This window comes from Rhizobium leguminosarum, from assembly GCF_002953715.1.
Taxonomy (GTDB): Bacteria; Pseudomonadota; Alphaproteobacteria; order Rhizobiales; family Rhizobiaceae; genus Rhizobium; species Rhizobium leguminosarum_V.
Genome location: NZ_CP025012.1, coordinates 3,016,985 through 3,030,293 on the forward strand (window position 1 = coordinate 3,016,985; position 13,309 = coordinate 3,030,293).

Here is a 13,309-nt window from a genome sequence, read left to right on the forward strand (position 1 = left end):
GAGATGAAATCTCTCGCGAGTTGGCGCCCTGCTTGCCGCAAGTCAAGCTCGCGTGGGCAAGTCAAGCTTGCCGGGGCAAAGTCAAGGTTGCCGGGGCAAAGTCAAGCTTGCGCGGGCGATCAGAGTCTGAGCATCATCTCGAAGCCGCCATAGATCATCCGCTTGCCGTCGAACGGCATCTGCCAGCCGTCGCCCTTGAGCCTCGGATCGTCCATCACCTTGGCATTGATATCGTCACGCTCCTGGCGCGAGCCGTAGACGATCCAGGAAAACACCACCACCTCGTCCTCCTTCGCCTGCACGGCCCGGGGAAAGGAGGTCAGCTCGCCATAGGGAACGTCGTCGCCGATGCATTCGACATATTCGAGGGCGCCATATTCCTTCCAGATCGAGCCGGCGAAGGTCGAGAATTCCTTGTAGGCCTCGATATTCGCCTTCGGAACCGCCACGATGAAACCATCGACATAGGACATCTCGCTCCTCCTTTGCGTGTCTGCGCCCGGTTATCACGGAAGAGATAGGAGACTTGCCAAACGGGCCCAGTCTGCTGCCGAGCGGCTACCGCGCGCGCTTATCGGCCTCCTGGTGATCAGGGACCATTGACCAGCTTGAGGATGAGCTGCTGGATATTGCCGCCATCACCCATTTCGATCTTGTCGAAGTCGCGGCCGCGCTGGCGTTGTCTTTGGGAGATCTCACCAAGGCGGCGGGTCAGCTCGATCCTGATCTTCTTGCAGTCAGGATCGTCGGCAACGGTGAGGCCGATGCTCATCGCCTCGATTTCCTTGACCATCTCCTTGATGGTCTCGCCATGCACCCGCTCATGCGCCTGCACACCTGATATGAAGGCCTCCCAGCTGCTCTTCACGGCGGCCGGCAGCGCAGCAGAAGGTTTCGGCAGCGTATAGCTGATGATGAGCTTCGGCCGGTTGGTCACGATAACGCAGGCATTTCCCTGCGGTTCGTATTTCCTGGTCCAGGTCAGCTTGAACGTCGTATGCGCGATTGCCCGGCCGAAGCCGCCCGTCTTCGGGCCACGCTCGCCGATCGATTCATAAAGCCCGGCGCCCGAGGTGCCTGATATCGAATAGGGCCGCACCTCTTCGACCGCCTGCCACTCGGCCAGCGCCACCGCCGGCACCGACGTGAAAACCGCCGCAAGCACATAGGATAGAAAGTTTGTCGTCATGCGCGGCTCCGCCGAATGAAGTTTCGGGCCGAACCTAACGGGAGCGGTAGCCGCTTTCAACGCGTCATGCATGTGTTAGCCCTGCAGCGTCTTGACCTTGCTGAGATCGGGGAAGAGCCGCATCCACAGGAGCACGACGACGATCGTGCCGAGCCCGCCGACGATGCCGGTGGCGACCGGCCCGAGCGCCGCCGCCATCATGCCGGATTCAAATTCGCCGAGCTGGTTGGAGGTGCCGATGAACAACGAGTTGACGGCGCTGACGCGGCCACGCATCTCGTCCGGCGTCAGCAGTTGCACCAGCGAGCTGCGCACGACGACGCTCACCGTATCGGACGCGCCGATGACGAGCAGCGCGACGACGGAAAGCGCGATATTGGTCGACAGCGAGAAGACGATGGTGGCGACGCCGAACACGGCGACGGCGGCAAGCATCTTGCGCCCGACATTGCTGCTCAGTGGCCGGCGGGCAAGCACGATCGACATGGCGAGCGCGCCGACCGCCGGGGCCGCGCGCAGAAAACCGAGGCCCCGTGGACCGGCATGCAGGATATCGCTGGCGAACATCGGCAGCAGCGCCGTCGCGCCGCCGAGCAGCACCGCGAAGAGATCGAGCGAGATCGTCCCGAGCATCACCGGCCGGCTGCGGATGAAGGAGACGCCGGCAAAGACCGAGGCGAGCGTCACCGGCTCGCGCTTGGCAGGGCTCCATTGCATGCGGATCGAGATGACGTTGAAGCTTGCAACGGCAAAGAGCAGCGCGGATATAGCAAAAGGCGCGACGAGGTGGAGGCCATAAAGCAGGCCGCCGAGCGAGGGGCCGATGATCATCGCCGTCTGCATCAACGAGGTCGAGGTTGCGACCGCCTTCTGCAACATCGAGGCCGGCACGATGTTCGGCAGCAGGGCCGCCATGGTCGGCCGCTCGAAGGCGACGACGGCGCCGAGCACCGTGACGGCAGCAAGGATGCCGGCCGGCGTCAACCATTGCTGCCAGGTGGCGATCGCCAGCACCAGCGCCGTCACCGCCTCGATCACCTGGCAGACAAGCCCGATGCGCCGCCGGTCGAACCGGTCGGCGACATGGCCGACGACGAAGGTCAGCACCGCCATCGGCAGGAACTGGCAGAGGCCGACGAGGCCGAGCGCAAAGGCGCTGTGTGTCCGGTCGTAGATCATCCACCCCATGGCGATGCCAATGGACTGGAAGGAGAGCGAGGAAAAAACGCGGGAGGCGGCGAAGTTCAGATAGCCGGGGTGGCGAAGAACGCTCCCCGGTCCTTGGGATATGTCCATTGCGATGTCACCGGCCGGCTGCGGTCGCGCCAGCCTTTATAAGAGTTTTAAGAAGGTCGAGGCGGTGTTCTGCCCGAATGGTCGAATTGTCAATCGCAATGAAGCGCCGTCACCGGATTGTGTGATACCTCGACCTCTAACCCTGTCTTAGCGCGGCTCCCTGAAGATGCTGAGATAGCCAGGATCGAATTCGGCGATTTCCTGCAGCCGTTCCCAGTCGACGATGGTGATCGTCCGGTTCTCCCAGGTGAACACGCCCTCGCGCCTCAGCGCCTGCAGGGTCTTGTTGAGGTGGACGACCGAGACGCCGAGCACGTCGGCCATCTCGATCTGTGTCAACGGAAACTGGAAACTCGCGCCGCGCGTCCGTTTCACCACCTGCAGCCGCACGAAGAGTTCGCATACGAGATGGGCAATGTGGGCGCGCTTGGAGCGCCGGCCCATGGCGACAATCCACTCGCGGTGGATGGCGCCATCGACCAGCGTATCGAGCCAGAGCAGCCGGGTCAGATGCGGCATGCCCTCGGTGATCGCCTTGAGATCGGCATGATCGGCGAACGCGACATGGCAGGACGACAGCGCGACGATGCCGTGGTCCATCTTCTTGATCGGGAAAGCATGCAGATCGACGAAATCGCCGGCGACATGCAGCGCGGTGATCTGGCGGCTGCCATCGGCCATCACCTTGTAGCGCGCCGCAAAACCGTCGAGCAGCAGCGTGCTGTAGCCCGGTCGGCTCCCTTCGGAGACGAGATCCTCCCCGGCAGCAAAATACCTGTCTTTGACGATGATCGCTCTGAGATGGCTTTGCTCTTCGGCCGACAGCACATCGCGACTGCCAAGATTCAGCAGCAGGGATTCAATCACGGGCTTGCCCGCCGATATCGCAAGAGTTCCTGACCACTTCGATGCGACCTGTATTTTCTATAAGAATCAATGCCTAGCCTCGGGAACAATTGTCTTCATCTGTGATTTCTCCCTGTGACCCGCAGGAAAGAACATGGCTCGCTACTATTTCGATCTACACAATGGGGAAGGTCCGACACGCGACGAGCACGGTACCGAGCTCAAATCTCGCGAAGACATTCCAAAAGAGCTGACCCGCATCCTGCTGGATGTGGCCCGCGACGAACTGCCCGCGGGTGATCGCATGACGATCGCCATCACCGTTCGCGACGAGAGCGGCGATCCAGTCACGGTTGCCAGCCTCGTCTTCAACAATGAATGGCTCGACGTCTTACGATAGCGGCCGTCGTTTAAGGGCTGCCGGTCACTCCTACGCATCAATCCGACTCGGTCGATTGACGCGACGCTAAGACCCGCCTTCATAGCCGGCAATTAAATTTGACATAGTCTTTTGATTGCTTGGGCGCGATCGACAGCCATTCACAGGGCCGGCAGGCCTCTCACGGCTATTTCGGAATTTCTTCGAGAATGAGCCGGATTTCCGCAAGCGGTCTACGGCTTTCATCGAAGAGTTCCACCGACATCATATTCAAAGGTGCAGCCGGCAGGCCTTCGGCGGCCATCTCCGCCAACACCCGCCGTGCCTCCGCTTTCGCGACCTCGATGGATTCAAAATCATATCCCGTCTCGGTCACCCCAGCACCATCACGATCGACAAGTTGAAAGTAAAATTTCGGCACGACACATTCCCCGCCAGAACAGGATGACTTTAGGCCGGGTCGGCCTGAAATCTGAATCCCGTTCTAAGTTAAAGAGTCAGTGCATGATGTCGTCCGAAAACCGCTCACACTTTGCGGCATCATGCTCTGGTCGACGTCAACGATCCGGCGGCGAACATGTTCCCTCGGAACGGCTTTCAACGTCATGCCTTAGAAAGCGCCGGCTTCCGGAGAGGCCATTTCCTCGATACCGTCGACGCGGTCGGGATAGAAGGCGAGATGATCCTTGATGCTGCTGACCGCGGCATTCGGCGCCTCGTAAGTCCAGACGGCATTCTTCGAGCGCTCGCCGCCCGGAATGATGCTGTAATAGGAGGCGTCACCCTTATAGGGGCAGTGGCTGCTATGGTCGGTGCGCTGAAGCAGCGACATGTCCACATCCCTGCGCGGAATATATTGCACCGGCGGATAGGAGGCCTCGCACAGCGTCAGCGCATCGTGCGTATCGGCAATTGTCTTGCCCCCGAGCGTGACGACGACGCGGGAGGGATTGTGCTCGACGGTGATCGGATGATCCGGCCCCGGAATCTTGAACGACTTGTCTGACATCGGGTTCGTCTCCAGAAGCTATCGATCGCATGGAGATAGGGCGGGCATGCGGCCGGCCCAAGGCCCCGAACGCAGCTTTCCCTGAAATGCTGCGCGCCCTTAGAACTCGAAACGCGGCGATACAAAGCTCAGCATCGCCGTTTTCGGCGCCGCCGGCCAGTGTCGCGCAAGCGCATCCGCAACTGTCTCGACCAGCCTGGCGATGTCATCGCCGGCGGAGACGTGCAGGGCCTCGGCAACGATCAGCACCGAACGTGTGGTCTCCCGCACCGCCGAAAGCCCGCTCTGCCGGTTCGTCCAGCGCCGCGCATGTGCCCTGCCCTCCGCGTCTGCGAAGATCACCTCGTTCGCCTCCGGATGTTCGATTTCGCCGCCAAAGGTCAGATAGGTCTCGTCACCCCCAGCTCGCCGGACTTCGAGATCGCCAGCGATCTTTTCAGTATCGAAGACGGCGATCGGAATGGCGAAGGCGAGCGAAATCGCATTGCAGAGATCGATGAGCGGATGCAGGCGCGGCAGCGCATGTTCCTGGCGGAAGCGGCGCAGTAGCGCCTCGGAAGCGCAGCGATATTGCGTCGGCTTCAGGCCCATGCGGGAAAAGCCGCGCCGCCAGGCCTGGATTTCGGGGAATTCGCCTTCCTGCGCTTTGGCCAGCCGGGCCTCGGCGATTGCGCTGAAGCTTGCGATCGCCGCCTCGACATCGGCGTCCGCATGGATGCCTCCCGCATGGAGCGCGCCGGCGCGAAGCTCCGGAAAGGCCTGCCACATGGCATCGGAATGGCTGAACTGCATGGTCTATCTCCCCTCGGCAAGTTTCACGGTACGGCGCCCGGCAAAGGCAAGCCCAAGCACGGCCGCAAGCACGCAGCCGATGCCGGCGATCTGGCTGAGCCCGACCGGCTCGCCAAGGATGATGAAGGCAAGCATGACGGCGGAAACCGGCGCCAGCGCGGTGAAGAGCGCGGCTTCCGTGCCGCTCACTCTTTCTGCCCCCGCATACCACAGCAGAAATCCGCCGACGGTCGGCACCAGCGCATAATAGACGACGGCGGCGACAGCGCTTGCCGAAATACCATCTGCGAAAGGCGCTTCGAAAATGGCCGGGATGGCGGCGACGATGAAACCGATGCCGGCCATCAGCGTCGACTGCGCAAGCGGCGCAATTTCCGTCTTCAGTCTTTTGTTCAGCAGGATGAACAACCCCTCGCAGACGACGGCCAGGAAGATCAAGGCATTGCCGGTCAATGATCCGCCTGCCGCATCCGGCGTGAAGGCGATCGAAAGCACGCCCGCCGTTGCAAGTGCCACGGCAAGAAGCAGGGCACGCTGCGGCCGTTCGCGCAGCAGCAGGATGGAGATTGCCGCCGACACCACCGGCAGCGTGCCGATGATGACGCCGGCATCGGCCGCCGAGGTCAGGCTGAGGCCGGAGATCAGCAGCGTCGTATAACCGACGCTGCCGGCCCCGGCCTGAATGACAAGGATGAGACGGTCTTGCCGGGAAAACCTCGGCAGCCGCGCGCCGGTCCCCCACATCAGCAGGAGAAGGACAGGAAAGGCGATGGCGAAGCGCAATGCGGTGGCGCTGAACGGCGGCAGACCCGACGCGATCAGTTTGCTGGCGATCACAGTGCTTCCGACCGTTAGCATCGCCAGCGCCAGATAGACATAACCTTGAACCTGCCTCGACATTCAGCGTCTCCTGTTGAATGCGCCGAGAAAACAGCAGGGATGGATCAGGGTCTTGAACGAAATTGCAGGTGCAAAGCAGCTGCTCAGAGAAAGGCGCCGGCATAGAGGCGCGGCGACAGGCCGTATTTGCGCACGAAGACCCGCGTCATGTGGCTCTGGTCGGCAAAGCCGCTGGCAAAAGCCGCTTCCGCAAGCGGCATGCCCTGAGCGATCAGCCGGCGGGCGATATGGATGCGGGCCTGGACGAGATAGGCATGCGGCGTCAGGCCGGTTGCCTTGGCAAAACCGCGCAGCACCTGGAAGCGGCTGAGCCCGCTTTTCCTGGAGAGATCGGCGAGCGAGACGGCGACAAGCGGATCGTCGTCGATCAGATCTCGAGCCGCGCGGATCGACGCCGGCACCAATGGCCGCTCTTCGGTACCAGAGCGCTCGCGCATGACATCGGCGACGAGTTGCAGAAGCAGTTGCTCGCAGAGCAACCCATCCGTCGCCCCGCCGCCGGTCACCGCGCCAAACAGCGTTTCGAAGCGGGCGGCAATCGCCGCATTGCGGATGACAGGATGCGGGATTTCCGATCGCCCTACCCCGCTTTCGGTGATCTCTTGCGACAGACCACTGACGATGGCGGGATCGAAATAGAGGATGCGCCACGACCGCCCCTCGCCGATCGGCGCGCCGTCATGCACTTCGTTCGGATTGACCGTGATGATGTCGCCGGCCTCAGCCTCCACCATGCCACGACCGCTGAGCGACGACTGCGCCCCGGCGGACATCAGGCCGATGCCGAACTGCTCATGCGTATGGCGCGCAAAGCTGTGATGCGTTTCCGCTTCCACCGCTTCGACGCCAGATAGCGCCGAGCGCAACATCCTGAACTGGTTTTTCGCCATTCTCTGTCCGCAGATCCGTTCGCCGGACACTCTGCCAGCCACAGTGAGATGACGCAATCATTGCGGCCAAACCGGCTGCCTAGAAGAACTCGTCGAGCAGCTGGTAGTAGTCGAGCCTCGCTGGATCTGGTGCCGTCAATTCGTAACGTTCGAGGAAGGACTGCACCAGCGCCTCGCCGAAATTGTGGGCGATGCTGCGGCAGGCGAGCGCGATATCCTGATAGCGGTCGGCGACGCCGAGACGGCTGCAGTCGATATAACCCGAAAATCCCTCTTTCGACGCGACGAAATTCGGCAGGCAGGCGTCGCCATGGGTGACGACGAGATCCTCGCGGCCAGGCCTCCCGCTTTCGAGTTCGACAAACAGTGCCTCAGCACTCTTTCCAAGCCGCGTCTCATCGAAATCGGTCTCGTCGACGATGCCGGCCTGCATCCGCGCTTTTGCCGTCGCGATACGTGCCTCCAGCCGGTGATCGAAGGGGCAGGATGCGATCGGCAGGCGATGCAGGTCAAGAAGTGCCGCAGCCAGCAGTTCAACCCGCGCAAGCGGCGTCAGCACTGGTGCACTGGCGAGATCACTCCCGGGCAGCGCGCTGATCAGCAACCGGTTGCGCGCACCGTCGCTATCCTCTGCAATGATATCGGGACAGGGCAGACCGGAAGCCTTGACCCAGCGAAGCCTGGCCGCTTCGTCGGCGAGTTCGCCAAAAGCACCGACCTCTTCGACCTTCAGATAAAGCGTCGGCAATCCTGGAGCTTCCAGCCGGAAGACACTTGCGGCCGAGCGGCCGAGCGCATCGCGTTCGAACCGGTAACCAGCCAGACGGGCATCGAGCGCGCTCGCCGACGGCGGTTGATCCTCTTGGAAAATCGACATGATATCTAAGCCATCCCGACAAGGCGGGGCACTGCAAGCGGCGCGATCGGTCAGCGCACATTGGCAGACTGAACGAGCCCTCCGCGACCTTAATGAACGGTTTCGCCGGGCGCGGCTTCAAGAAGGATTTCGAAAGCCTCTTCCAGAGCAGCCACCAAAATATCGGTCAGCTCGTCGCCCTTGTTTTCCAGGAACAGCGCACTGACGGCTTCGTCCTGATGCTCAAAAAAATGCTCGATCTCGTTCGACATATCATTTGTCCCTTCTTCACCGGAATCATCGCGGCGCTGGGAAGAAGCTAGGTGCGGTTCCTTGCGCGTGGCTTGTTGTGAAGCTGCGACACGATAGAGGTTCCGAGGACTAGTCGCGGATATGGTACTTCGCATATTGGCTGCGAGGGATCAATCCGTCGACCTTGTGTGCAAACGACACGACTTTCGTGGCGGCTTCATCCACCTCGCAACGGAAACGAACGTGATACCAGCCTTTGGCTGTGCCAAAGGCTTCATCATCCGCAATGACAACGGTGCCGCTTGACAACGGACGATTAGGCAATGCGAACGGAGAATATCTCGGTGAACCGTTAGTGAGTTGGCCCCCAAGCTCAGTGGCGCAAAGCGTAGCCACTCGATCTTTGCGGGGAAGACCGTCGATCGCAGTTTGCGCAATAGAACCGCCATCTGCGGTCCGTGAAAACAGCGTTTTGGCGTTAGGCAGATCATTATTCTTACCAACCGCCTTCGGCTCTTCACTGGGCTTCTGCTCCGGCGGCTTGGCCGGTTCGATACTGGTCTTGGCGTCGCCAGATACTTCTGCCGACGGCCCGTTACGCTCAGGAGAAACGTCAGCCGTCGCAACCTCGGGAAGCTTTACATCATCTGGGACGGGCTTTGACGGAAGCGTCTCGGTCTGCGGCTTTTCCGCAGCAGCCTGTGCGGGCATTTGTTCCGACTCAGAATCGCGCTGTGGCGGTGCCGTTGCAGGCTTTGCTTCGCCTTGGGAGGAATTGCCCGCCAATGACTTTGCGGGACCGCCATTCTTATCACCAAACTCGATGACAGGGCGAAAAGTCGGCACAGGCGCCAGCTTCGCCTGCTCGGGAGCTTTCTCAGCCGGAGGTGGAGGTAGAGGCTCCTTCTTGGCCTCCTCCGGCGGCTTCGGCTCTGGTGGCTTTTCTTCGGGTTTGGGCTCCGGCTTTTTCTCCTCCGGCGGCGGGACGAGTTCCACCTTCACGCTCTCGTCTTCGGGAGGCTTCGGCTCGATCTTCGGCAGCCCGAAAATGAGAAGAGCAACGATAGGAATATGGGCAGCAACGGACGCGACGACGCCCCAGCGGATTTCAGGCCGCTGCTTTCCCGTTTCGTGCTGCGTTTCCGCCGGTTCTACGTCTTCTTCTGTCACAGCAGCGATGTGGCCTCTAAAACCGGCAGCATCAAGCCACAAAAGAAAAAAACCGCGTGATCGAGCAGCGATGAGGGTTATTGGTCGGCCGCTCCATCGTCGGCCACCAGATTGTGCTCCTGCCATTCATCTCGCGGAATGGCATCGCCGACGAGAAAGGCAAAGGACACGATCTTGCCGGAGCCGGCATCGAGCTCGCATTTGAACTGGATGTTGTACCACTTGCGTTTGCTGCGGAAGGCGCCGCCCTTCACCTCGACATTGTTACCACTGACCTTCTCCGCCGCCATGGCATAGGGCGCAAGCGCATCCGGCGCCATGGCCGGCTGCGCCCGGCGGATCTGCTCCAGTGCCTCCAGGTCACAAAGCTGCAGATTGCGCTCGCTGCCGGCAAGGCCACGTAGCGCCTCGCGGGCGCGGCGGCTGCGCGGATCGGCAAGGACCTTCTCGGAAAACAGCTGTCTTGCCTCGACGAATTCCATCGGCTTTGGCGCCGGCGCAGTGATCGGTGCCGCGAGGGGCATTGCCGCAGTAGGCGGATTATTTGCAACCGGCGCCGCCGGTTCGGCTTCGGGTTTTGCCGCCTCAGGTTTTGCCTGTTCCGGCAAAGGCGCCTTGGCGGGCTCGGGCATTTTCAGCGATTCCACGGCCTGAGGAACGATCTCCACCGAGAGACCGTCATCTAGCAATGGCAGCGGTGGCTCGGCCTTCGGCAGCAGCAGCAGAAGGAGCAGGATCGCGATGGCATGCAGCGCGAACGACGCCGCAGCGCCCCGCCGGATCCCGTCATCCCATTTGCCCGCCGCCAGTTCCATCGGTCAGGAAGCGGCTGTCGGACGATCGATGACGATCATGAAACTGAGGAGCGCTTTCATCATGAGCTTGCCGAAAAGTCGGGCCGGAGCCTGCCGCGGAAATTGAAGCACGCCGCGACACTGCCAGCGCAGCCAATGCTCCGCAACCTTCAAGATCGACGATCGCCGTTTCCGGCTACCCGAGCGAGCCGATGAGATCCCGGTAGGCGGCCTCAGGGAATGCCTTCAGCGTCTCCGTGCGGACATTGCCGCCCATCGCCAGCGAGAGGGTAAAATGCGCCATGACGGCGTCATCGGGCGCCTCGCAGACGGCGACCATGTCATGCCCGCCCATCGTCAGATAGAACTGGTTGAAGGAGCCTCCGACGCTGGTGAGCAATTTCTTCGCGGCATCGAGCCGTTTTGCCGAGTCGCGCACATTGCGGATGCCCTGATCCGTCCAATTGATCAAAAGAATGTAAGTGGTCATGTCGCACCTCCCAGAGCGTGATGCCGAAAAGTGTCAGCGGTTTTCGGGCGACGTCATGCTCTATTTCTTTGATGTGGATCCGGATTCAGATTTCAGGCCCGTCAGGCCTGAAATTATCCGGATCTAGCGGAGGATTGGTTGACACAGGCACACGTCGGCCCTCGCTCGCGCGTTGCGATCGATGCCTTCCCCCGTGGCCGGATTATAGGCTTGTCACCATGGAGGGACAAGAAAGACGCCGGGATCATTGGTATTAATCACAAAAGCAAAAGCCGGGCATGAAGCCCGGCTTTTCCAATCAGAACGGCGTGGCCGAAGCCTTAGCTGTCGAGGAAGCTTCTCAGCTTTCTGGAGCGGCTCGGATGCTTCAGCTTGCGCAGCGCCTTCGCCTCGATCTGCCGGATACGTTCGCGGGTGACCGAGAACTGCTGGCCGACTTCTTCGAGCGTGTGGTCGGTGTTCATGCCGATGCCGAAGCGCATGCGCAGAACACGTTCCTCGCGCGGCGTCAGCGAGGCGAGAACACGGGTCGTCGTCTCGCGCAGGTTCGCCTGGATCGCGGCATCGATCGGCAGCAGCGCGTTCTTGTCCTCGATGAAATCGCCGAGATGCGAATCCTCTTCGTCGCCCACCGGGGTTTCGAGCGAGATCGGCTCCTTGGCGATCTTCAGGACCTTGCGGACCTTTTCGAGCGGCATGGCAAGCTTTTCAGCCAGTTCTTCCGGCGTCGGCTCGCGGCCGATCTCGTGCAGCATCTGGCGCGACGTGCGGACGATCTTGTTGATCGTCTCGATCATGTGCACCGGAATGCGGATCGTGCGGGCCTGGTCGGCGATCGAACGGGTGATCGCCTGACGGATCCACCATGTCGCATAGGTCGAGAACTTGTAACCGCGGCGGTATTCGAACTTGTCGACCGCTTTCATCAGGCCGATATTGCCTTCCTGAATGAGGTCGAGGAACTGCAGGCCGCGGTTCGTGTACTTCTTGGCGATGGAGATGACCAGGCGAAGGTTCGCTTCGACCATTTCCTTCTTGGCGATACGCGCTTCGCGCTCGCCCTTCTGCACCATATGGACGATGCGGCGGAATTCCGAGATCGAGATACCGGTTTCAGTCGCCAGATTCTGGATTTCCTGGCGAATGTCGCGGATCGTCGTGTTTTCGCCCCTGGCGAATTCCTTCCAGCCGCGGGCGGCCAGATTGCCGATCGACTTCATCCAGTTCGGATCGAGCTCGGCGCCCTGATACTGCTCCAGGAAGGAGTCGCGCTTGACGCCATAGGATTCGGCCAGACGCAGCAGGCGGCCCTCGTTGGAAACGAGGCGCTTGTTGATGTCGTAGAGCTGCTCGACGAGGGCGTCGATGCGGTTCTGGTTCAAGGACAGAGACTTGACGGCCTTGATGAGCTCATCTTTGAGTTCCTTGTAACGGCGCTCCTGGGCAGTGGACAGCGTGCCGGAAGCCGACAGGCGCTGCTCGACCTGCTGGTCCTGCAGCTTGCGCAGCTTCTTGTAGGTCTCGGCGATCGTATCCAGCGTCTCCATCACCTGCGGGCGAAGCTCGGCTTCCATCGCCGCCAGCGAAAGGTTGGATTCGTCCTCGTCCTCTTCCTCCTCCTCGGGAGGCAGGCCTTCGCCGCCGACATCGGTGATGTCGTCGTCGCCGGAGCGGGCGCGACGGGTCTTTTCCTTCTCTTCTGCGAGTTTGCGATCGGCTTCGATCTTCTCCGGGCTCTGGAACTGCGGCGCAGCCTTGGCTTCAGGGCCGGAATAGGTCGTTTCGAGATCGATGATCTCGCGCAGCAGCGTCGTGCCTTCGTTGAGTTCGTCGCGCCAAATGATCAACGCCTGGAAGGTCAGCGGGCTCTCGCAGAGACCCGCGATCATCGTCTCGCGGCCGGCCTCGATGCGCTTGGCGATCGCGATTTCGCCCTCGCGGGAAAGAAGCTCCACCGAGCCCATCTCGCGCAGATACATGCGAACCGGATCGTCGGTACGGTCGGTCGGCTCTTTTTTCTTGGCGGTCGCAAGCGCCGTGCCGCTCGAAGGCGCGAGTTCACCGCCTTCGCTCTCCTCGTCGCCGCCGGCATCGTCGTCATCGCTGCCGCCGGAAGCACCGGCTTCCTCGGCTTCCTCGTCTTCGATGACGTTGATGCCCATGTCGGACAGCATCGACATCGTGTCTTCGATCTGCTCGGACGTCACTTCTTCGGACGGCAGGACCGCGTTAAGCTCGTCCATGGTCACATAGCCGCGCTTCTTGGCGGCTTTGATCATCTTCTTGACCGCGTCGTCGGAAAGATCGAGAAGAGGGCCGTCGCTTGCGCCGTCGCGTTCGACTTCCGCTTCTTCGTTCTCTTTGACCTTGGTTGCCATTTATATCGTCGCCTTCCTGACGCTATCCAATCTCGCTACGGTGAACGGGCTGTCTCAGGGCCTGACGC

Annotated in this window: 16 protein-coding genes; 1 reads left to right on the plus strand and 15 read right to left on the minus strand. The window is 61.2% G+C overall.

From position 1 onward, the window contains the following. Nucleotides 1-119 precede the first annotated feature (119 nt). The 4 genes from CUJ84_RS15270 to CUJ84_RS15285 form a co-directional block, all read right to left on the minus strand. Nucleotides 120-473 carry a DUF1428 domain-containing protein gene (locus CUJ84_RS15270; RefSeq protein ID WP_105006829.1) on the minus strand — a complete coding sequence of 118 codons (354 nt, stop codon included), beginning with the start codon at nt 471-473 and terminating at the stop codon, nt 120-122. Nucleotides 474-589: 116 nt separating this feature from the next. Further along, complete coding sequence (locus CUJ84_RS15275) at nt 590-1,261, minus strand: DUF922 domain-containing Zn-dependent protease (protein ID WP_199788713.1); 672 nt, start codon at nt 1,259-1,261, stop codon at nt 590-592. Between the two features lie 3 nt (nt 1,262-1,264). Further along, nucleotides 1,265-2,485 carry an MFS transporter gene (locus CUJ84_RS15280; RefSeq protein ID WP_105006831.1) on the minus strand — a complete coding sequence of 407 codons (1,221 nt, stop codon included), beginning with the start codon at nt 2,483-2,485 and terminating at the stop codon, nt 1,265-1,267. Between the two features lie 147 nt (nt 2,486-2,632). Further along, complete coding sequence (locus CUJ84_RS15285; protein WP_105006832.1) at nt 2,633-3,352, minus strand: Crp/Fnr family transcriptional regulator; 720 nt, start codon at nt 3,350-3,352, stop codon at nt 2,633-2,635. 133 nt (nt 3,353-3,485) lie between these two features. On the opposite strand from CUJ84_RS15285, the gene CUJ84_RS15290 reads away from it, so the two are divergent. Further along, complete coding sequence (locus tag CUJ84_RS15290; protein WP_012758369.1) at nt 3,486-3,731, plus strand: DUF6894 family protein; 246 nt, start codon at nt 3,486-3,488, stop codon at nt 3,729-3,731. Nucleotides 3,732-3,897: 166 nt separating this feature from the next. Here CUJ84_RS15290 and CUJ84_RS15295 read toward each other — a convergent pair whose 3' ends face one another. From CUJ84_RS15295 to rpoD, 11 genes are all read right to left on the minus strand, one after another. Then, nucleotides 3,898-4,131 (minus strand): DUF6894 family protein, encoded by a 234-nt coding sequence (locus tag CUJ84_RS15295; RefSeq protein ID WP_105006833.1) that lies wholly within the window; start codon nt 4,129-4,131, stop codon nt 3,898-3,900. Nucleotides 4,132-4,320: 189 nt separating this feature from the next. After that, nucleotides 4,321-4,719 carry a DUF427 domain-containing protein gene (locus CUJ84_RS15300; RefSeq protein WP_105006834.1) on the minus strand — a complete coding sequence of 133 codons (399 nt, stop codon included), beginning with the start codon at nt 4,717-4,719 and terminating at the stop codon, nt 4,321-4,323. Nucleotides 4,720-4,818: 99 nt separating this feature from the next. Then, complete coding sequence (locus CUJ84_RS15305; protein WP_105006835.1) at nt 4,819-5,511, minus strand: B3/B4 domain-containing protein; 693 nt, start codon at nt 5,509-5,511, stop codon at nt 4,819-4,821. Nucleotides 5,512-5,514: 3 nt separating this feature from the next. Further along, on the minus strand, nt 5,515-6,411 hold the full coding sequence (locus CUJ84_RS15310) for a DMT family transporter (RefSeq protein WP_105006836.1): 897 nt from the start codon (nt 6,409-6,411) through the stop codon (nt 5,515-5,517). Between the two features lie 83 nt (nt 6,412-6,494). Beyond that, complete coding sequence (locus CUJ84_RS15315; RefSeq protein ID WP_105006837.1) at nt 6,495-7,301, minus strand: AraC family transcriptional regulator; 807 nt, start codon at nt 7,299-7,301, stop codon at nt 6,495-6,497. Between the two features lie 79 nt (nt 7,302-7,380). Then, complete coding sequence (locus CUJ84_RS15320) at nt 7,381-8,178, minus strand: APH(3') family aminoglycoside O-phosphotransferase (RefSeq protein WP_105006838.1); 798 nt, start codon at nt 8,176-8,178, stop codon at nt 7,381-7,383. Nucleotides 8,179-8,267: 89 nt separating this feature from the next. Beyond that, nucleotides 8,268-8,429 carry a hypothetical protein gene (locus CUJ84_RS38340; RefSeq protein ID WP_199788714.1) on the minus strand — a complete coding sequence of 54 codons (162 nt, stop codon included), beginning with the start codon at nt 8,427-8,429 and terminating at the stop codon, nt 8,268-8,270. A gap of 109 nt (nt 8,430-8,538) precedes the next feature. Beyond that, nucleotides 8,539-9,621 (minus strand): DUF930 domain-containing protein, encoded by a 1,083-nt coding sequence (locus CUJ84_RS15325; protein WP_105006839.1) that lies wholly within the window; start codon nt 9,619-9,621, stop codon nt 8,539-8,541. A gap of 35 nt (nt 9,622-9,656) precedes the next feature. Continuing rightward, nucleotides 9,657-10,394, minus strand: a complete 738-nt coding sequence (locus CUJ84_RS15330; RefSeq protein WP_105006840.1) for a DUF930 domain-containing protein — start codon at nt 10,392-10,394, stop codon at nt 9,657-9,659. Between the two features lie 175 nt (nt 10,395-10,569). After that, a complete protein-coding gene (locus CUJ84_RS15335) occupies nt 10,570-10,863 on the minus strand; it encodes a GYD domain-containing protein (RefSeq protein WP_064651886.1) in 294 nt (97 codons plus the stop codon). A gap of 320 nt (nt 10,864-11,183) precedes the next feature. Then, complete coding sequence (rpoD, locus tag CUJ84_RS15340; protein ID WP_017989039.1) at nt 11,184-13,241, minus strand: RNA polymerase sigma factor RpoD; 2,058 nt, start codon at nt 13,239-13,241, stop codon at nt 11,184-11,186. Nucleotides 13,242-13,309 lie beyond the last annotated feature (68 nt).